This window comes from Rhizobium sp. CBN3 (genome assembly GCF_030518245.1).
GTDB classification, from domain to species: domain Bacteria; phylum Pseudomonadota; class Alphaproteobacteria; order Rhizobiales; family Rhizobiaceae; genus Rhizobium; species Rhizobium aethiopicum_A.
Genome location: NZ_JAULSE010000031.1, coordinates 11,987 through 32,204, shown reverse-complemented (window position 1 = coordinate 32,204; position 20,218 = coordinate 11,987). Strand labels below are relative to the sequence as shown.

Genomic DNA, 20,218 nt, shown 5'->3' with positions numbered 1-20,218 from the left:
TGAGCCGGATAGTGCGGTCGGAAATGAACTTTGCTTTCACATTCGAAGCAACAACCTTCGCGGCAGCACGTAGATCGAAAGGCGCAATGAGTATGTTGTCCCGTTTGGCGAGAGGAGGGCCGGAGGAAGAATGCTACCGCGGAGCAAATATGTTCGTTGGAACCGGATCGCTTGTCTCATGTCTCCTGAGGCGACCCGGGCATTTCCCAATTTGAACTGTCATTCCTTAGCGCAGCCTACCTTGCACGAGAGCCGATCATGAAGGCACCGCATTCCACACAGACCCCGCATGCGATCTTCAATCGGCCGGCTTCCAGGAGAGCGGATCCGCTGGGTTATCGAAATATTTAGCAGCAGCGCTGGCAGACCACCAAGCTGTATTCTTCGGCTCGATCCAATCCTCAGAGTTAGGATCGCAATCAGCTGGCAAAACCGCCATTACATCCTCTATGGTACTGGGAATTGCTGGCCGCAGGATTGTCTGAATTTTGGGGCCCTGTCCCTCAAGAGTTCGCATCATTACGTCCCATACGAAACCCGCCTCAGAGCGCGGCGGCCAGAAATGAAAACTCTTGCTTACGAAGTCGGGGTTCCGTCGCCAGTAACAGGCTGCCGAAGCTTCGCCCCCTAGAACGATTGGGATCATGTCGCGCCCGGACTGGCGCACCGCGTTGATAACACCATTCTCAGCTCCCGACTGAACGATAATACCATCAATTCGACCGGGATTCGCTGCAAGGAATTTTTGCACCTCGGCCTGCGCGACCTTGTCTGTCCACTTCCCGTCGACATGACCTACGATCTTTATCTCGGGATAATACTCCAGAGCCTTCTTTGCGCCGACGTCAAAGCTGTCCGAGGAGGCAAAGCCGGAGATCCCCGAAACGAGAAGCACATTGCCACTTCCTTCGATTTCTTCAGCGAGCCACTTCGCCGCCTCAAACCCGCCTTGCATGTTGTTCTCAGTTGCGTTGACGGCGAACGGCGATGTTACGTAACCAGAGTACGAGAACACAGGCACTCCTTTTGAATACGCATACTCTATCGTAGGATTAAGCGCCGTGAGGTTCGAACAGCAGATAATAATTGCATCAACGCCGTCGTCTACCATCTGCCGCATCTGCCTGATCTGGACAGCGTCTTCAAGATTTGACTGGGTGACGATGAACTCGGAGACCAGCCCCGCTTTCTTGAAAGCTGGAACAATCTTGTTTGTGAACTCATCAAGAATACTCGCACGCCAAGAATTGTCAGCATATGTCGATGCGTACCCAATTTTCCACGGCGGTGCTCGCTGTGCCTTAAACGTGCGGAAGACAGATTCACCTGTAGGCAACTTTGGATCGAGCAACTCGTAGGTTTTTCGTTCCTCCCGCGGCAATTCCGTAAGGCCACCGGCGGCCGCTACAGAAGGGATCACCAAGCCGGTGATTAGAATAATGGCTCTTGTAATTTCACGTATGCGCACGGATTTGATACCTCTCGTGTCTCTGAGCATTGCAAAGCAGTTGATCTCTTGAAGGTTGATCGGCTCTAGGTGGGTTTTTTACAGTCAGACGGGCGGCGAAAGGGAGACCAAGAGCCTAAGGCCGGATTTCGCTTCCGTAAGCGGATTTCCCTTCAGTAGAACGCCGCTATCACAGTGGCCATCCGACGCGTGGCAGTCTCGTTCGATGCGTAGCTTACGCCACTAACCTAACCCGACGCGTCGACTTATCTTCGGTCAATTTGAATGAAGCGAGCCGCTCGCTGAGTTCGTTAGTCTGATCCGAGAGAGTCTTTGCCGCGGCATTTGTCTGCTCGGCCATGGCAGCGTTTTGTTGTGTTCCCTGGTCAAGTACATTGACGTTATTGTTGATCTCGGCGAGGGACGCCGCTTGCTCGCGGCTCGAATTGACGATTTGATCAATCCGATCGGAAATCTTCAAGATCGACGCCGTTATGTTGTGTAACGCCTCACCTGCTTTCCCCACGTAATCTGAGCCGATCGCCACCTCCGAAGAGGATTCCGAAATCAGGTGGCGAATCTCGCGGGCTGCAGCTGATGATTTCTGGGCAAGTTCGCGCACTTCCTGGGCTACGACTGCAAAACCCTTTCCGGCATCTCCAGCACGAGCCGCCTCGACACCAGCATTTAGTGCCAAAAGATTTGTCTGGAACGCAATCGTATCGATCAAACCAATGATTTGGCCGATCTTGTGGGACGCGTCTTCTATTCTGCCCATTGCGTTGATCGCATCGGTCACAATGGTTGCCGCACCCTCGGCGTGTTCTTTAACAACGGACACGAAAGCCTGGGTTTCATAGGCATTCTCGGATGATTTTCTGACCGTGACCGTCACCTGTTCGACGGCGGCCGCAGCCTCCTCCAGTGAGGCGGCTTGCAATTCAGTTCGCCGCGACAGATCATCTGAGGCTTTGAAAAGCTCGCTGGTTCCCCATTGAATTTGATTGGTATTCTCGTCGATATGAGACACTGTCTCTCTCAGGATCGAAAGCGAGTGATTGAAATCGCGCCTCAGCGGCTCAAGATTGGGATGGAATTGGCGGTCAATTTCTTGAGAGATGTCGCCACGCGCCAATCGAGATAACGCCTCTCCTAGAATGGTGACGGCAGTTGCGACCTCCTCCTCCATCTGAGCGCGTTCGCGTTCACGATCCATCCGCTCCTGTTCAACGGTTTTCCTATCGGCTTCCGTTCGTGTCTCGATGTCCATCTTCGAGACAGCATTTTCACGGAAAACCTCGAGTGCGCGAGCCATTTCACCTATTTCGTCTCTCCGGTCACGTCCGACAATCTGCGATCGAAGATCGCCCTTTGCCAGCTCTTGCATGCGCTTCGCGATCCGTTCGATCGGGGCGCGAAGTGTCGCCATCAGGCCGGCGCCAGCCGCCAAGGCTACCAAGACGCCGGACACTGTGGCGATAGTTGACAGCAAGCGGGCAAGATTGCTTTCATTGCGAGCATCGTTTTCCTGAGTTGCTGCAAAGGTTACGAGGTTTTTCCAGATCTCCTGGCCGGTTTTGTCCGCCTCAGAATATTGCGCTTGGCGGGCTTCCGCTATCTTGACCAGCTTCTCTGTGTTCTCTTGGATAGAATCCACCTGGGCGAATAGATCTTCCTGCATTTTATCGAAGCCAGATATCGAGCTGGCAACGCCTCCAACTGCCACGGTGTCACGCGCCAATTTTGTAAGTTGCTCAACGAGGCGCTGCTGATTCTCTGCGTTGGCTGTACGGAACAGGTTATTGATTTCGATTTCGATCGAATCGGCGTCCTGGCCGATCGTTGTCGCCGTCGCAACAAGCATTTCGGAATCCGTCAACGCTTTATCCAACGCCCGGATCGCATTTGTTCCTTCAATCATGTGCTGGATCGCATCCACTCGCAGGTTCGTCGCAAAGCTCTGTAGGTCAGAGCCGGCAAGCCGTGTGGAAGGGTCGACAAATTCGGGGTTGGCGATTAGCTTGGCGATAGTCCTCTCAATTTTAGTAACGGCCTGCTCGTCAGCAGTCGAGACTACCCGCTTAACTGTTTTTAGCGACTTTTTGATCACAAGCCCTTGCTGGGCGACAGTCGGAGGCTGCTTCGCTCCGTCCGGCAAGCTCACCAAGTCTTCCGCCATGTGTTGCATAACTGATGCCGTATCGAGTGAGCGGGTAGCCTCCCGGAGCATGGTTTTCCCGGAGTTCTCCTGATTGCGTACTTGTGAGCGCACATCAACCGCAGCCAATTTAAGGGCGCCTCCGACCTCCTTGATCTTCGACAAGTTGGAAACAATGTCGCTGCGAACGGATTCCTCGTCATTATGCAAAGACCACATGCGGCCGATGCTGCCCGAGATAACGGACATTGCCGATACACTGTTTTCGAGCGCACCAGTTTCGCTCCCGCTACCTGCCGCCGCTTCCTGGAGCGACTGCATGGTTGCGCTCTGCCCGTTTAAACTTGTCAGCGCCTCATCTCGGTACTCCGTTGAGCTTTGCGCCAAAAAGCGGTTCATACTTTCCGCGACACTTCGAAACCCGCTCAAGGTCTGAAGAACCTCATTTGAAAGCCGAAGACGAGACTGAAGCAAGCCAGTTGCTTTTAAGCCGACCCCACCAACTGCCGCCAATATCAGGATCAAGGGTACAAGTACCAATAACACCTTTGCTCTTATGGTAAAGGTGGACAACAGGCGATCGACGAACATACTTACCTCCAAAGGGCTCAAACGGTGCTGGGGCCTCGCTTTTGGAATAGTAATGTTTGAGCCTGAACGAACATGGATAAGAGTTTCACTAAAACAATCGAAACTTTTTTACGTGTTGTTAGGATTTGACCTCTTGCCCATTGCGTCTTTCGAGAAACTTAACGGAAGGTTAATACCTGCAGATTTGCCGGATCAGAACGTGGGAGTGGATCTATCTGCACCGAGGATCGATCTCCAGCACGTTCCCTGTCAGCTTTCCGGACAGTTCCGAATTCGCCAGGAATTGCACGGCGTGGATCACTGTTCGAAGCACGTCATTTTCGCTTGAAGACGTAGAGTTCACATCGCTGGCGTGTACAGCATTTATCCTCAGCCCGGAACCGAAATATTGCCTAGCAATTGCGGAGGTAGTAGTGCGCAACGCCGCTTGAAGGACGGCTTCTGCTTCCAGCGAGGTCGTCTCTTCGAACCATGCGACGTCCACTACGGCAAGCTCCGCGCCCTGAAGTCGAGAGCTAAAGGCACCTGTAACTCTGATTAGATTGGATACGGCATCAAGCCCCAGATTCGCGCTGGATAGCGATCCCGTTACAGTTTGGGTTGTTTCATTTCTGCGGAAAACTATGTTCACCAGAACGTCGACCCGTCTCCAGCGCAAATACACCTGGTCAGCCATTGAGTTGACGTAAACGTCTCTGTTCGGGTTGACTTTGACCGGTAAAAAATTGTTTCCCTGGCCTTCAGCCAGGGAGGCGAAGTCGGCGGGATTGGCGTCGCCTACGGCGACCCGATAGCCTTTTTCTATAAATGAGCGCGCCAAACAAAGACCAACAGGATTTGACGCGCCTATCAAGACACAGACTTTTTCCCCAGGAGAAATGTTGGCGTCACTGTCACGTTCAACCAGTACCTCGGTCGATGGAGTATGACACGCCTTGTGAGTCAGAGACGCTTGTATCACGCGCCGGTCGCCGCTTCCGGCAGATTAAGAAGGTCGACAATTTGTGCATTTTTGGCCAAGTTTAGCACTTATAACTCCCGGTCCGTCGCTGCGTCTCCCGCGAACAAGCAATGCGCGGGCGATATAGTAAAATTTTTGTCCGACAATCTGTCAATTCCTTTTTGCGATTTTCGGCGGACACAGGTCGAGACCGGCGTCATTTTGAGGCCTCATGCACGCAATGCCGTAAGCATCGGTATTCCGACACCCGGTTGAGTTTGATGTGGTCTTTCCTGTTAGTCTTCTCTCGCCGCCACGTTCCGATTTGATCGCGCTTTTCGCGTTCGCGCGGCACAGACAACAGCACGCCTATGGCAGCACAAGCTGTTTGACCATCATCAGGTTTCGTCCTTAAGCTCTTCTTTTGCCCAATCAGACGCCCGGAGTCCGTACCCGCTAAGAAGAGCGCAAAGTCAACTCAATGCGACGAGGCGCGGCTTACGCATTGATATTTGCCGCGACCGCCTCGCTTAGTAGGCCAAAAGAACTCGTCGACGTCTTTGCGTCTCCGAGTGTTGAGCCTGGAGCGTGCCTCTCTTATACGTCATAACCGAAGTATGCTGATGCGCAGGATAAGAGGACCAGCGTGTGGCGAAATCGTGGGGCCATCCTACAGCACAATCATTTTTCTCCGTGTCGACTCAACGGCCTCCAAGGTCGGTTGGCGTAGGTTCTCTCCCACTCATAGCACTCCCACCCTTCCCGTGACGGGCTGCGATCGAAAGCAGCCCGTCACCCCTCGCCTTGGGAGGCATCTTTAGATTGATTTGCCGTGCGGGAACTCCACTAGAACCGTGGCAGATTTCCCTGATGCTGCCTTGCCTTTGATCAGGAATAGCATTAACGTATATCAGACAATCTGTCAATCTGTTCGAGGCTTGTGGAAGCCAGTCATCGCATCATTAGAGGCTTCCCAACTGCAGCGCTGAAAAACTAGGAGGCCATCTCGAGCGGGAGAACGTGGATGTCGGTGCTGGTGATGATCCGCCATGACGAAAGCCTAGGGAATGAGAGATTCAACCGGCCTCCACAAAGGTCCGAATCGGTCATGTACGCGATCAAAATCGCTCGCACGCCATCCGGTCTCGAGCTTTGAAGGTTTGGAAAACTAGTCCCGGCATGTGCGAGTTGGTGTTCATAGATAGGTTTATATTGGATGACCGAAAGTTTGTTCAGCAAGCCCGATGAAGGGACCTTAGTGAAAGACAACTTTATCGAGGGCTCCGATCCCGAACGTCTTTTGCCTTTGATATCATCGCCCCTGGCGTCCTCTGACCTTGCTCAACACGACAGTAGATCGCTTAACTCTCGCTGCAGTCGAATTTCCCTTGATGGTTTTGGCGTTGCGGATGCCCATCATGAAGGGGCGTTCTCGGTCATGATAGATTCCCCAGTTGACGTCGTAACGGTCTTCCTGCCGGCGTCCGGGAATGCAGTCTTTCATTGGTCTGGGCAACAGGTAGAGTCGCCGCATGTTGCAAATGCTCCGCTGAATGCCCGACAAGATGGCATAAGATCTCAACTGTCATTGACGATCGATACGCAATCCTTGCGTGACAAGCTTTCTCGCATGCTCGATCGGACGATCAGCGGAAATCTGCAAATTCAGCCGACCCTTGATCTTGCATCGAGCGCGGGAACGCTCATGCGAGAACTAGCCCTGTCTGCCCATCGCGGCCTCAGTGCCGGGGGGGCTCTGCGACAATGCCCGTCGGCCTATAGCTCGCTCCTCGACGCGATAGAGTACCTTTTGATCGAAAGCTGTATGCATCGCTATACCGATGAACTTCGTCGTCCGTCTCCGTCTCCCACGCCTCGCCACGTGAAACGGGCAATGGAGTTTATGGAAGAGCATATGGCTCAACCCATTTCCCTTAACGATATCGCCGCTGCGGCCAAGGTCAGCGTGCGGACTTTGCAGCACGGCTTCCGACAATTTCGTAATACCAGCCCCACAATGCACCTCCGAGACTTGCGTATGTGCGCAGCTCGACAGGAACTGCTGCAAAACGGCGCTAAAATCAGCGTTTCGGAAATAGCGCTTAAGTGGGGCTTCACACACCTCGGCCGTTTTGCTGCAGAGTACAAGAGACGTTACGGCGAACTGCCATCTAAAACAGTGCATATGATGGCCTCTCCGCCCGAAAGCTGACCCGGAAATAGCCCTTCGCGATGGCGCTGTGGTTCGCAGCGCTCCACCGGGCTATACCATCGCTGCGCCCTTAATTTTTCGGTCTGTCGCCACAGACGGTCAGCAGCCGAGCGTACAGTGCTTCAAGGTGATTGGTGATTTGGATCATTTGCAGCCGCTCTTGCTCCAGGCGCTGCGACTGTGCATCTTCGTGGCTTTCTAAGTGGGTATCTGTCTTAGCCTGTTGCCCGAAATTGATTGCGATAACTTTGGACATCTTCGAACTCTCGTTGAATTTCGTTAATACTCCGCGTCTTGAAGGAAGACAGTCGCGGAAGGTGAAAAAGCAAAAGTCTGCTAGGCAGCTGCGATGCGTCCTGATTGGTGCCAAACCTTTGCTCAAAACTAAGGGAGCATTCCATCCCTTGTTCAAGCGGAGTGATTCCGTAGCTGAAGGTTGGGTCGAAGTCGCGCCTAAGTCCGAACCGGTTGGATCCGATCGCCGTTGATCGATAGAATGCCAGAGACCTGATCGACGACCGGGCCGATGATACCATCTGCTACCTCAACGACGACAATGGCGCTGTGGCTAGACCGATGGGATTGGTTATCTCGGCAGCAAGCTCTATCACCGGAATGACAGAACCGGCAGATCCCTGAACCGAGAACATGCGTTAGGGGCAGCGGCGTCGCCTCTGCTAACCCCCGGATTTCCGGGATCAACGTCGTCTTCATGCAGAACTGCTGGCTGCCAGATGGAAACCGATAATATCCTGCGGTGAATTATGACATGATTCATTAAAACTCTTCCCATTCCTTAGTCGCGACAGCGGCTGTAGTACGTCCGCCGAAGGCGCCGGCAAGCTTCTGGGAGAGGGCACGCGCTGGCGAGGCGGCCGGCTTACCGTTCTGGTGGGCAACACGCCGTACAAAAGTCGAACCGTCGAGCCTGAAGCGCGCAATAAGCCGCGCCAGATTGGAAGCCTCATCCGCCAACCGGTTGGTGGCCGCCGTCGATTCTTCCACCATCGCCGCATTCTGCTGGGTCGTCTGATCCATCTGGTTGACCGCAGTGCTGACTTCCGCCAGCCCGGTCGATTGCTCTCGTGCCGCCGTCGAGATCGTATGAACGTGCTCGTTCACCTTGATCACGTGGCCTCGGATTAGACCAAGGGCATCGCCTGTGGCCGTTACCAGCCTGACCCCAGTTTTGACCTCGTCGCCGGACCGGTTGATCAGCGCCTTGATATCCTTGGCGGCAGTGGCGGAGCGCTGTGCCAGTTCACGCACCTCCTGAGCCACAACGGCGAAACCCTTTCCAGCGTCACCCGCACGCGCCGCCTCGACGCCGGCGTTAAGGGCCAAAAGATTGGTCTGGAAGGCGATCTCGTCAATGACGTTAATGATCTGGCCGATTTCATCCGAGGCCTGCTCGATGCGGCCCATGGCGGCGACCGCGTCTTTGACAACCGCGCTCGACTGCTCGGTGCTTCTGCGTGCCTCATCGACCATATGGCTGGCTTCCGTGGCTCTTTCTGTCGAGCTTTTTACCGCCACCGTGATTTCCTCAAGCGCCGAAGAGGTCTCCTCCAGGGCCGCGGCTTGCTGTTCCGTGCGCTTTGAAAGGTCGCCTGAGGCGATGCGCATCTCGCCGGCTCCGCCGTTGATCGTGTCGACGGCGGAGCGAACCTCGCCTAATACGGATCGAAGGGCTGCCATGGTGGCGTTGACATTACTCTTCAGTTCACCAAAGGCTCCCTGAAACTCGCCGCACATGTTTTCCGTCAGATCCCCATCGGCAAGCGCTGAGATAACTCGGCGAGTTTCGGCGATGCCCCGGTCAACAGAGGTGACCAGCTCATTGACGCTTCCTGCAAAACGGTCGAGAGCCGCATCGCCGTATTTCTTGGTGATGCGATGGGTGAAGTCACCGGCTACGGCGGCTGACACCACCTCGGCAATGCTCGACTGCAAGTCGGCGCTCTTGGCCTGCAACGCGGCCTCCTGCGCGTTCAGATCGCGGGCCTTGATGCTGTTTTGCTTGAATACCTCAACGGCTCTCGACATCTTGCCGATTTCGTCGGCGCGCATTGCGAAAGGAACCTCAGTGTCGAGATTACCATCTGCCAGTACGCCCATCGTGGTAGTCAACCGCGAGATCGGATCGGTAATCTTCCGGATGCAGTAAAGCAGGGCTATAATGCCCGTCGTAGTTGCCAGCGCCATGGCAAGAATGGTGACCAAAACCGTCGATGAAACGGCGCCCATCGTGTTTCCGACGGCCGCGACTCCACCACGCTTGTTAACTGCGACATCCTGGTCAAGGAGCGCTCCGCTATCATTATACAGTTTCGTCGTGGCGTCACTCGTTAGAAGAGCAAATGCTTCATCCTTCTTGCCTGCCTGCATTAGTTTAACAATCCGCTCGCCATCCTCCTGATATTGCGTCCACAAAGCGGAGAACGCGTCATAGGCCTGACGCTCCTCGCCGGATGTCACCATCGGCTCATATTCACCACGGGCATTCGCGAGATCCTCCATCTTCTGGCGGAAGGTGGTGATATTATGCGCAAGGCTCGTCGAATCTGATGAGTTTGTCACCAGCCTGAACTGCAGGATGCGGTAGTCCCCGGTGATCGTATTGATCCGATTTATCACATCGATCGATGGCAGCCAGTTGCTGGCAACTTCGGATATATTGCTCCTAATGGACAGCAGCTTGACGATACTCACGATGCCCTGGCCCGCCGCGAGAAGAGAGAGCAGAACAAATATCAAAGATAAAGCGAGTCTAATGGACTTGGGCATAAAGGCAAACCTTTTAGGTGAGGTGGACGATCGACTTGTCTACTCAAATCTTCCAATTGCCGTTTCATTCATTCGAACGGCAGATCAATCTTGTGGGTCTGTGACATAGCTGAGAATACCTATTGGTTGCGTTGGTTAATGAAGCCTTTCCTGCCCGTCTCGAATGCAAAAAGACGACGTTTTAAGGATAGTCAGGCGTCCAATGGATCGTCCGCGCTTACAAGGAGGATGCAGCCGGCAAAATTTCATTTGGCGCCGTTCGAAGAGCATCATCGTTTTCAGCAACCGAGTTTCGCCCCGCCACGAGCGACCTAGAGCAAGTCCTGCGATCGATGAATCGATTGTGATGTGACGGCGTCCATCGAAGCTGATTCAACTCCACAGAGAAGAGGTGGATGATGGGACAGGCCCTGAGCGATGATCTTCGAATACGGGTTTTGAAAGCGTCTGCGGCGGGCATGTCGGCTCGACAGGCTGCGGCTCGTTTCGGAGTTGGGATTTCGACGGCGATCCGCTGGATTGCAAGAGCGAAAGAGGGTGAGCTGACTGCTCGGCCACAGGGCTGGAGACGACCTTCGGCAGTGGATGCACACGAGGAATTCGTTGTCGCGTTGATCAACGAGCGTAGGGATGTGACGCTCGATGAGATGGTTGAGCGCTTGTCCGTCGAGCGGCAGGTGAAGATCAGCCGCAGCGCACTTGGCGCTTGGCTTCGAAGCCGTGGGTGGACCTTTAAAAAGGACCGCACACGCACTGGAGCAGGACCGACCGGACGTCCTGAAGCGCCGGCGCGCCTGGTTCGATGGTCAATTGGACCTCGATCCGGAGAAACTGATCTTCATCGACGAAAGTGTGCTGCAGAGGCACGGAAGGAGTTCAGTGTGAGCTAACCCCGTAACGTGAAGCTGCGTGAATGATGGAGGATGGCCCTCCGGGATCGGCTTTCAGGAGCGGGTCTCAAACCAGTCCGAGCTGCTGCGGTAAAGAGCCGTGGTGGTGAGCGCCGGATGAAAAGTTCGGACGAGATCCGAGCAGGTGCGTGTCCGAAGACGAACGAAAGTGAACCCTCCGAAGACGCGCCGTTATGAATATAAGCGTCGTCGAAACCAGGACTGTTTCGTCATCCTGGGACAAGTCCGCCGGGTGCCTGATGATTGGGCGGGCGGCGACCGGCGTAGAGGGGGCGTGAGTTGGACACAGGCTTTCACCCGGAACTGCAGGAACCAGGCTCCTGATGCCAAGGGAGAAGCCCAAGCGGAGAAACCGTAAGGCGAGAGTACCGATGCAGGAGACTGGGGCGGACCGATCCGTATGAGCGTTGAGGGCCCTGTAATGGGGCCGGAGCAAAGGGATCGGATCAGGTGGTCGTATTGTTTGGAACAACTGGAAACAGGACTTCGATAGGTACGACAGACAAGCCGTTTCGGATTGAGAAGCGGCAAGTGTACGAAGCTTACAAAGCGGTCAAAGCCAACCGTGGTGCAGCCGGGTGGACGGTGAGACCCTGGAGATGTTTGACAAAGACCTTGCGAGAAATCTCTACAAGATCTGGAATCGGCGGTCAGTGATCGGATCGCGCAGATGGTGGTCAAGCAGATGATTGATCCGGAATCCGACATCAAAGCTGTTCGACAATCTTCCGCATGATCTCTTGCTGAAGACGGTCAGAAAAGACGTTAAATGCAACTGGGCTCTGCTCTACATCGAAAGATGGTTGACCGCGCCTATGGAAAAGAACGGAGAAGTCATTGAGCGGATGCGTGGTACCCCGCAAGGGGGCGTGGTCAGCCCGATCCTATCGAATCTCTTCCTGCATTACGCGTTTGACGTCTGGATGACCCGGACGCATCCGGATCTACCATAAAGGCCTGGCGCCGGCGAAGATCGGCGGCTACGTCAAACCGACACTGAGGGTGCGGCCGCCGACAACTACACCTTGACGCGTCGCTGGTTGACGCGAATGGCTTTCGCTTGACCCTCCACGCTGGCACGTGCAGCATCGTCGGCCTGATCGATTTCAGGACGAACGCGTGCATCGATCGGGTGGTGATCATGCTCCTGCTCAGGACTCCGATACGTTGAAACGACAACGCCACGGTGCAACAGCTCGTTCATGTCGTGTTACCTCTTCGAAGGCTACAAGCTATCTGGGAAAGACTTACCTTGTAGGGCATTGGCGGAAGGATCGACAATCGAAAAGACAGGCAGAAATCTCGTCTGCAAGGCCGGCCCCAGAAGGGGTCGGAAGGGAAGATCCGTAGGACAGCTCCCGCGAAACCTCTAGAAAAGTCCAGCCTTTTGAGACCTCGCAACCGGCGGAGAGGATGTTGCTGTCCTGCCTCTATTCAACAGACCTCTCCCCCTTTAAGTTCAGTCGGCGAGCGACCCTTGGGCGATCGCTATGCGCCGATCCCGCCCATGCAGACGTATTTCATGGATAAGAAGTCATCCATTCCGTACTTTGAGCCCTCTCGGCCGAAGCCGGATTGCTTGACGCCGCCGAATGGCGCTAATTCGGTGGAAATCAGACCCGTGTTCACGCCAACCATGCCGTATTCCAGCGCCTCTGTGACCTTCCAAACGTTCCTGAGGTCGTTGGCGAAAAAGTAGGCTGCCAAGCCGAATTCCGTATCGTTCGCGAGTTCGATGACTTCCTCGACAGTATCGAACTTGAACACCGGAGCCAGAGGCGCGAAGGTTTCCTCACGCGCAACCTTCATATCCTTTGTGGCACCCGAGAGAAGCGTTGGTTGGACGAACGTGCCTCCGCGAGCATCGCGGTCACCACCAACCACGACAGTCGCACCCTTGGTCACAGCGTCATCGATATGACCATAGAGCTTTGCTACCGCTTCATCGTTGATCAACGGGCCGATCGTCGCCCCGCTCTCAAACCCGTCAAGAACCTGCAAGGCACTCACGCGCATTGCCAGCTTCTCGACGAACCTGTCATGGATCCCGCTCTGTACGTAAATACGGTTCGCGCACACGCAGGTTTGACCCGCGTTACGAAACTTAGAAAGCATAGCCCCCTCGACCGCCTGGTCGAGATCTGCATCGTCGAAAACGATAAACGGCGCATTGCCGCCGAGTTCCAGGCTCAGCTTCATGATCTTCTGGGCGCCTTGCGCCATCAAGATACGGCCAACTTCGGTCGAACCGGTGAAGGTCAGTTTCTTGACGACCGGGTTGGAGCAGACCTCCTCGCCAAACATTCTTGCATTATCCGTCGGGAGGACGCTGAACAAGCCATCGGGTATTCCGGCACGCTCCGCGAGGATCGCCAATGCAAGCGCCGATAACGGAGTCTCGGCAGCAGGCTTGAATACGATCGCGCAGCCGGACGCGAGCGCCGGCGCGATCTTGCGGCACACCATCGCCGACGGAAAGTTCCAAGGAGCGATGGCGGCCACAACGCCAACCGGCTGCTTGATGACAAGCAGTCGCTTGTCGGCCTGGTGACCTGGAATGGTGTCACCATAGACACGCTTGGCTTCCTCACCGAACCATTCGATGTAGGAAGCGCCGTAAGCAATCTCGCCACGCGCTTCCGCCAGTGGCTTGCCCATTTCCGATGTCAGAATTACGGCCAGGTCTTCAGCGTTAGCTACCACCTCTTCGTAGAACTTCCGCATGATCAGCGAGCGTTCCTTCGCCGAAACCCTAGCCCACTTCTTCTGTGCAGCCTTTGCAGCATCGATAGAGGCTCGCACTTCAGCAAGGCCAGCGCTAGGCAAAGAGGCAAGGACGTCCATCGTGGAGGGGTTTAGCACGTTGATGCGTGTGCCGTTTACCCCTTCGCTCGACCACTTTCCTCCAACCAGCATCTGCTCGCGAACGAGAGTCTGGTCCTTCAAACGGCCTAGCAGGGTGCTGGAGATTGCCATGGATCTTCCTTTCTATGCATTGATCATATCTGATTTCGAATGTGTGGTGACCGTGCGTATATCGCGACCATCGGAACGATGAGCAGACCGACGACAGCCTGCTGCGCCGGAAAGTTCAGTCCGAGGCCAACTAGAAGCGAGGTCAGTACAGTCAGGACAAGAACACCGAGCACTGTCGCGCCATAGCCGCCCGCCCCACCAAGAAGCGACGTCCCTCCAATCACCACCGCTGCTACGGTGGTGAAAAGATAAGGGTCGCCCACGCCGACGAAGCCACCACCGGAAAACCCTAGTAGCAGCATGCCCGTGATTGCAGACATGGCACCGCTGACGCTATGGATGACGGTCCAGACCTTGAATTCGGAGATTCCGAGGCGGGCGGCCGCCGTCCGGCTTCCGCCGACGGCGTAAATGCTGCGGCCAAACCAGGTGTTGTACATGAACCATCCAAGCGCGATGGCGACGATAGCCCAGATCACGATGACCGGAGGCAGCGACAGGCCGAAAAACTTTCCGTTGAACGCCGAAATGTTCCTCAGCCATTCGGGTACCGGAGCAAACACTGTACCACCAAACGCCGAGCCGAGTGAGGTGTAGATCTGGACCGCACCGACGGCCGCGAAGCCAACTCCGAGCGACATGATCAGCGCTTGCCCTTGGAGACGGAAGCTCAGGGCGCCATTGGCGGCCCCGACAAGCGCACCGAGGAGCATGACAACCAGCATCGCGAGGGGAGCGGGAATACCTGCGACCATAAGGCTGGGAAGGAGGATGTTCGCGCCTCCAATAATATATGGTATCGAAAGATCGAGCGCACCGACCAGAGCGCACAGGGTCTGGCCAATGGAGGCAAGCCCCAGAAACGCTGCGAGAAGAAGGATTGAACGCGCGTTTTGGGATGATACGAAGCCGGGGACCAGCAATGCACCGAGTGCTAAGAGAGAGGCCAGAAGAACAAAGCCAATGACGATGCTCCGATGAGCCTTGAGCGGGTTAGACTTCTGAGCCGATTTGATTTCGGAATTCATAACTGTCGCGACCATTATCTTGCTCCTTACACAACCGCGCGGCGACTGATGACAAAGACGTTCACGAGAAGTGATCCGACGAGGATTAAGCCGAATGCCATCTGGGTAACGAACCCCGAAACCGTGCCGAAGTTGAAGGTGGAGAGGAGATAGGAGATGAGGAACATGTTGATCGCGCCAAGCGTAGATCCAAGTGCTCCACCACGACCACCGGAGAGGCTCGCACCTCCGAGAACCAGGGCCGTAACAGCCTGAAGGGTGTAGGTGCTGCCCTGCGTCGGATCACCAGAGGAGATCAGCGCCGTGTAGCTGAGGGCGGCAAGTCCAGCGAATGCTCCACCAACAACGTGGGCGATGATGCGGACTGCGTCCACTCGAACGCCGCTCGTATACGCCATGCGCTCATCCGCACCCGTCATGCGAAGGTTGCGGTAAAACATAGTCCCCCTGAGAAGGAGCCATAATGCATACGCTGCAACCAGCAACAGCAAAACAGGTGACATGATGTCGGTCCCCGCCCCCCAGCTAAGCATCCAGTCGGGCGCGACTCCACCCGGTCGGGACATCACCATCAGGTTCAACCCGGAGAGGACAAGAAAACCCGACAGCGTAACGATTATCGGAGCGACACGCACATAAATGATAACCAGCGCCTGGAGTAGCTGGAATGCCGCTCCCAGGCCGACTGCCCATACTATCACTGCGATAGGGTTGGTAATTCCGTTACCCACAAGCCAGGTAATAAGGGTAACGTTGATGAACCCCATCAAGGGGCCAACTGAAAGGTCCACTGCTCCACGACCCGCCATGACAATGGGGGTGAGGGCAAGCGCCGTTAGAATCAAGGGCGTGGCGACAAGGATTGCACCTGCGAGGCCGTTGTTCGTGAATAGCCCGTGTCCGCGTAGGGCAACGGCGACCAAAAGGACAATGAATAGGCCGGCCGGCACGAAGAGGGAACGGTCCTGGGTGATTTGACGGAATGCGATTCCAGACATCATGCAGTCCTTTCCAGATCGAACTCGATGGAGGCGTTTGGCGATTTTCCAAACATTGCGGCCAAGATTGGCTCTTCCGCTATGTCCTCGCCTGCTAGCGACCGGAAAAGCCTTCCAGCAAAGAAGACGTCGACGCGGTCCGCAAAGCCGATGAACTCTTCGATTTCGCTTGATAGATAAATCACGCTGCCACCCTTCTCCGTGAACAGGCGCAGTTCGCGGTAGAGATCGCGCTTCGTTCCGAGGTCGACACCGCGAGCGGGATCGTTAAGGACGATGACGGACGGTTCGTTTGCAAAGGCACGGCCGATCAAAACTTTTTGCTGATTTCCGCCCGACAGTGAGGTGATCTTGTTCGCCGGACTTCCAATCTTAATCCGGAGCCGATCCACCTCGCGTTTGAACATGGGTTTGAGGCCGGCCTTATTGATTATACCAAGAGGACCGAGGTTCTTTCGATAGACGCCGATGGCAAGATTTTCGAAGATGCTCTGCTGAGGGAAGATACCTTCACGCTTGCGGTCGCCGGAAATATACGAGATTCCTGCTTTGGTAGCGTCTTCGAGCGATGCGACCTTTTTCATTCTCTCGGTGCTGGATGACCAGACTTGGACATTACCACCAAAAGGCTGGATGATACCCGCAACGGCGCGTACGAAAGCGTCCTGCCCCTGCCCGTCGAGTCCTGCAACACCGATGATCGCTCCTTTCGGTAGATCGAAATCGAAGGGCGCTGCCGCGCTGTGAGTAACGAGGTCTCTTACCGCTACCACGGCCGGCGCGGCGGCGCCTACTTGCTTTGATTCGTACGCCTTCGCGTCGCTTGCGTTTCGGTCCGCGGGCGTCATCATTGAAAGCAGGTTCTCTTCAGTTATTTCATGCTTCTCGAGCGTACCAATGGTGACGCCGTCGCGAAGGATCGTGGCTCGATCGGCGATGCGGACAAGTTCAGCGATCCGATGCGTTACGATCAGCACGGTCGCACCTTCCCTACGGAGACGATCAATTTCCTCGTGGAGGCGGATCGTGGAATCGAGGTCTAATGCCGCAGACGATTCATCGAGGATGAGGACCTTCGGCCTGCGCAAGACCGCTCGCGCAATAACTATCCATTGCTTGACGCTCAGAGGCAATGCCCCAACGTTCTGATCGAGATCCACGGGCTTGCCGACGAGGCGTTTCAGGATCTCCTCAGCCTCGGTACGCCGACCACTGCCGCCCTGCGAGCGGAAGATGCCGTCGCGCCCGACATACAGGTTTTCCAATACACTGGCCTCGTCGGCCACCAGCACTTCCTGGAAGATCGTTGTCAGCCCGATGCGCTTGGCGTCAGTCGGAGTCGAAATCTCTTCTCCAAGGACCGAAACGCTCCCGGAATCTGGGTGCAACACTCCAGACATGATCTTCGCCATCGTGCTTTTGCCACTTCCATTCTCTCCGACGATGGCGTGCACTTCTCCGGCCCGGGCTTCAAAATCACACTTCTTTAAGGCCTTAGTCTCGCCGAAAGACTTGGCAACATTGATCAACTTGATCGTAGTTTGGTTTTGCATCGGAGATCCTCTAATCCCAACGGCCGCGCGAGGCGGTCCTCCCACAAGAGAAACTTCTGTCCGGTGGCAAGACCCACCGGGCAGAACAGTTTCACTTCGACACAGGCTTCCAGGGATTAGCCGGGCGTTCGAAGTAGTCTGCAGCAATCGCAGCAGGAAACCACCCGTCCGCCTTGGGCTCCACGAAGTCTGTCGAGTTCAAGTCGCAATCTTCTGGTATTGCCGCGCGGACTTCATCGATGGTGTAAGGCAAGACGGGTCGAAGGAAGGACTGAACCTTAGGGCCTTGTCCCTCCAATGTGCGGAGCATGATCTCCCACATCTGTTGCATCTCGCGACGCGGCGGCCAAATATGGAAACTCCTGTCCACAAACTCGGGGTTCTTGCGCCAGTAGCACGCGGCGGAAGCTTCCCCCCCGAGAGTAATCGGGATCATGTCTCGACCTGACTGCAGCATTGCGTTGAGAACGCCGTTCTCTTGGGCCCCCTGCGTGAGGATCCCATCAATCTTCGTCGGGTTCGTCGCAAGAAACTTCTGAACTTCGACCTGGGCCACCTGGTCGGTCCACTTCCCTGCAACTTCACCGACGATCTTTATGTCGGGGTACTTAGCAAGTGCTTCCTTAGCCGCTTTGTCAAAGCTGTCCGAAGAAGCGAAACCGGGAATACCAGAAACGAGAAGGATATTGCCCTTCTTTCCTATTTTTTCCGCCAGCCACGTCGCCATCTCGGCACCGCCCTGCGCGTGATTGGCCGCGCCATTGATGGCGTATGGCGACGTCACGTAGCCCGAAAATGAGAACACCGGCACACCGGCTTTGTAGGCATATTCGATCGTCTGATTAAGAGCCGTGACGTTCGAGCAGCAGATGATGATTGCATCGACGCCTTCGTCCACCATTTGACGCATCTGCTGGATCTGAACGGCGTCTTTAAGATCCGACTGGGTGACCACGACATCAGACACCAGGCCCGCAGCCTTTGATCGCGGTAAAAGATCGCTCATGACCGCATCGAGAGCTGCGGCTCGCCAGGTGTTGCCAGCGTAGCTGCTTGCATAGCCGATCTTCCACGGAGGACCCTTTTTGGGCTTGAAGTCTTTGTAGGCGCTCGCCCCCAATGGAATCTGCGGATCTACAGTTTCATAGATCTTCTTTTCTGTAGCCGGTAGCTGATCGACACCATCCGCGTAAGCGGTTGTCGCCAGGGCGCTAACCGAGATCAGCGCCCCAAGTGTGACATTCAGAATGCACCTCATTGAAGTTCTCCTCCCGAGAAAAGGATCAGGCAACCTTAGACCGGGCTGCTGATGACTGTTGGATCTCCTCAAGAATCGGCAACAGATACTTCCGGAACTCGCTATAGTCCTCAGTAACGGGAAAATGTCCGAGCTTTTCCATTGTCCAAAACTTGGAGCCTTTGACCAGGTCTGCAGCAATCTTGGTATCGGCCGGGGACGTGTTTGGATCGTATTCGCCCGTGAGGAAGTATAGCATACATTTCGACGTATCGATTTTGCTGGCTTCTTCTGGCGACACATCGTGGTCGTAGTAGTAGTAATAAAGATCACCCGCGAAGATTCCCGGTCCACCGCAGCTGTATTCCCACTGGATTTCACGGACATTCGCTTCTGGCGAGTACGGTGAGATATTCAGCATCATCGCCGCACCGATGGAGGTGCGATTGACGTTTGGATTGTCGAACTCCCTGCGGATGCCAGCCATACCGACGTCGACGTACTCCGCCGCCGAGCGCAACGCACCTTCGACCGAGATCGTGGCGCGGAAGTTGTCCGGATAGTTCGATGCCAGGTCGATCGCGAGATGGCCGCCCATGGAGCTGCCCAAATAAACGGGGCGGTCTAGGTCGAGCGCTTTTGAGAGTTCGAGCTGGAAGTCCATCATGAACTTCTTGGTCATGTTGTATTCCTTCTCCCACCAGCGAACGCCGTAGGGGGGAAGGGACTTGCCGTGATACGGCAGATCGAACGCGATGACGCGAAAATTTTTCGTCACGTCGGAATCGCAAAGCATATGACGGTATTGGCGACCGTCGGACCCTGCCGTATGACCGACGAGAAGCGGAATCCCCTGGCCCGCTTCTTCGTAATAGACGCGGTACTCGATACCTTCTACGGTGAGATAGAGATAACGGCCGATAATGGGGTCAAACTTGGTCATGCTGCTGCTCCTTCAGAACGGGCATTGCGCATCAGGGTGGTCATGCGGTTGAGAGCAGGCAGATACGCGAAGGTTTCGTTGTTACTGCTAAGGTAGAGGCCATGCTTGATGTTTGATGACTGCAAGCACTGATAAAACGGCAAGGGTTTGTGCTGAAGCAGCGCCTCCCACTGTGAACCGGTCCCGCGTATGACGATAGTGCACTTGTCGTCGTCGTATTCGGCCTCTTCCACCTTTAGCAACGTACCGTCCTCGAAATGAAGCGCTACACTGCGGGTAGGGAAATCGCATTTTAATATACCGTTAAGATAACGAGTTTCGCGCTTGAACTCGAAATCCTCCCGCACGAATTCTATGAATTTCTTGAGATCTATCGCCATTTTAGGCTCCTCCCTTGTTGATAAGCGCTGAGAACTCCGCGCATGTTGTACATGCCC

14 protein-coding genes and 2 pseudogenes are annotated in these 20,218 nt (G+C 55.2%); 3 read left to right on the top strand and 13 right to left on the bottom strand.

The genetic code is table 11. From position 1 onward, the window contains the following. Positions 1-298 precede the first annotated feature (298 nt). The 3 genes from QWJ46_RS28095 to QWJ46_RS28085 form a co-directional block, all read right to left on the bottom strand. A complete protein-coding gene (locus QWJ46_RS28095; protein ID WP_018247148.1) occupies positions 299-1,498 on the bottom strand; it encodes an ABC transporter substrate-binding protein in 1,200 nt (399 codons plus the stop codon). 184 nt (positions 1,499-1,682) lie between these two features. Continuing rightward, positions 1,683-4,196 carry a methyl-accepting chemotaxis protein gene (locus QWJ46_RS28090; RefSeq protein WP_008534365.1) on the bottom strand — a complete coding sequence of 838 codons (2,514 nt, stop codon included), beginning with the start codon at positions 4,194-4,196 and terminating at the stop codon, positions 1,683-1,685. Positions 4,197-4,407: 211 nt separating this feature from the next. After that, entirely contained in the window at positions 4,408-5,157 is a 750-nt protein-coding gene (locus QWJ46_RS28085) for an SDR family oxidoreductase (RefSeq protein WP_011053351.1), read from the bottom strand. A 1,195-nt stretch (positions 5,158-6,352) separates the two neighbouring features. Between QWJ46_RS28085 and QWJ46_RS28080 the strand changes: the two genes are divergently transcribed. Beyond that, on the top strand, positions 6,353-7,348 hold the full coding sequence (locus QWJ46_RS28080; RefSeq protein WP_004673281.1) for an AraC family transcriptional regulator: 996 nt from the start codon (positions 6,353-6,355) through the stop codon (positions 7,346-7,348). Positions 7,349-7,418: 70 nt separating this feature from the next. Here QWJ46_RS28080 and QWJ46_RS28075 read toward each other — a convergent pair whose 3' ends face one another. Then, positions 7,419-7,604, bottom strand: a complete 186-nt coding sequence (locus tag QWJ46_RS28075; protein WP_004673279.1) for a hypothetical protein — start codon at positions 7,602-7,604, stop codon at positions 7,419-7,421. A gap of 521 nt (positions 7,605-8,125) precedes the next feature. Then, the gene (locus tag QWJ46_RS28070; protein WP_004673275.1) at positions 8,126-10,135 is read right to left on the bottom strand and encodes a methyl-accepting chemotaxis protein; all 2,010 of its coding nucleotides are present in this window, start codon (positions 10,133-10,135) and stop codon (positions 8,126-8,128) included. A gap of 398 nt (positions 10,136-10,533) precedes the next feature. On the opposite strand from QWJ46_RS28070, the pseudogene QWJ46_RS28065 reads away from it, so the two are divergent. Next, positions 10,534-10,984, top strand: a pseudogene (locus QWJ46_RS28065) (helix-turn-helix domain-containing protein); the annotation flags it as partial. A 551-nt stretch (positions 10,985-11,535) separates the two neighbouring features. Next, positions 11,536-11,996: pseudogene (locus QWJ46_RS31335) on the top strand (reverse transcriptase domain-containing protein); the annotation flags it as partial. Positions 11,997-12,064: 68 nt separating this feature from the next. Here the strand turns inward: QWJ46_RS31335 and QWJ46_RS28055 are convergent. From QWJ46_RS28055 to QWJ46_RS28020, 8 genes are all read right to left on the bottom strand, one after another. Further along, a complete protein-coding gene (locus QWJ46_RS28055) occupies positions 12,065-12,250 on the bottom strand; it encodes a hypothetical protein (protein ID WP_004668636.1) in 186 nt (61 codons plus the stop codon). Between the two features lie 284 nt (positions 12,251-12,534). Continuing rightward, entirely contained in the window at positions 12,535-14,022 is a 1,488-nt protein-coding gene (locus QWJ46_RS28050) for an NAD-dependent succinate-semialdehyde dehydrogenase (RefSeq protein ID WP_004668634.1), read from the bottom strand. 23 nt (positions 14,023-14,045) lie between these two features. Then, a complete protein-coding gene (locus tag QWJ46_RS28045; RefSeq protein WP_004668632.1) occupies positions 14,046-15,065 on the bottom strand; it encodes an ABC transporter permease in 1,020 nt (339 codons plus the stop codon). An 11-nt stretch (positions 15,066-15,076) separates the two neighbouring features. Further along, positions 15,077-16,051, bottom strand: a complete 975-nt coding sequence (locus tag QWJ46_RS28040; protein WP_008534336.1) for an ABC transporter permease — start codon at positions 16,049-16,051, stop codon at positions 15,077-15,079. Next, positions 16,048-17,601, bottom strand: a complete 1,554-nt coding sequence (locus QWJ46_RS28035; protein WP_004668627.1) for a sugar ABC transporter ATP-binding protein — start codon at positions 17,599-17,601, stop codon at positions 16,048-16,050. The genes QWJ46_RS28040 and QWJ46_RS28035 overlap by 4 nt, the downstream gene beginning before the upstream one ends. Before the next feature lie 91 nt (positions 17,602-17,692). Next, a complete protein-coding gene (locus QWJ46_RS28030) occupies positions 17,693-18,859 on the bottom strand; it encodes an ABC transporter substrate-binding protein (protein ID WP_004668626.1) in 1,167 nt (388 codons plus the stop codon). 25 nt (positions 18,860-18,884) lie between these two features. After that, positions 18,885-19,781 carry an alpha/beta fold hydrolase gene (locus tag QWJ46_RS28025; protein WP_004668623.1) on the bottom strand — a complete coding sequence of 299 codons (897 nt, stop codon included), beginning with the start codon at positions 19,779-19,781 and terminating at the stop codon, positions 18,885-18,887. Continuing rightward, positions 19,778-20,161, bottom strand: a complete 384-nt coding sequence (locus QWJ46_RS28020; protein ID WP_004668622.1) for a hypothetical protein — start codon at positions 20,159-20,161, stop codon at positions 19,778-19,780. Before QWJ46_RS28020 ends, QWJ46_RS28025 begins: the two co-directional genes overlap by 4 nt. Between the last annotated feature and the right edge of the window lie 57 nt (positions 20,162-20,218).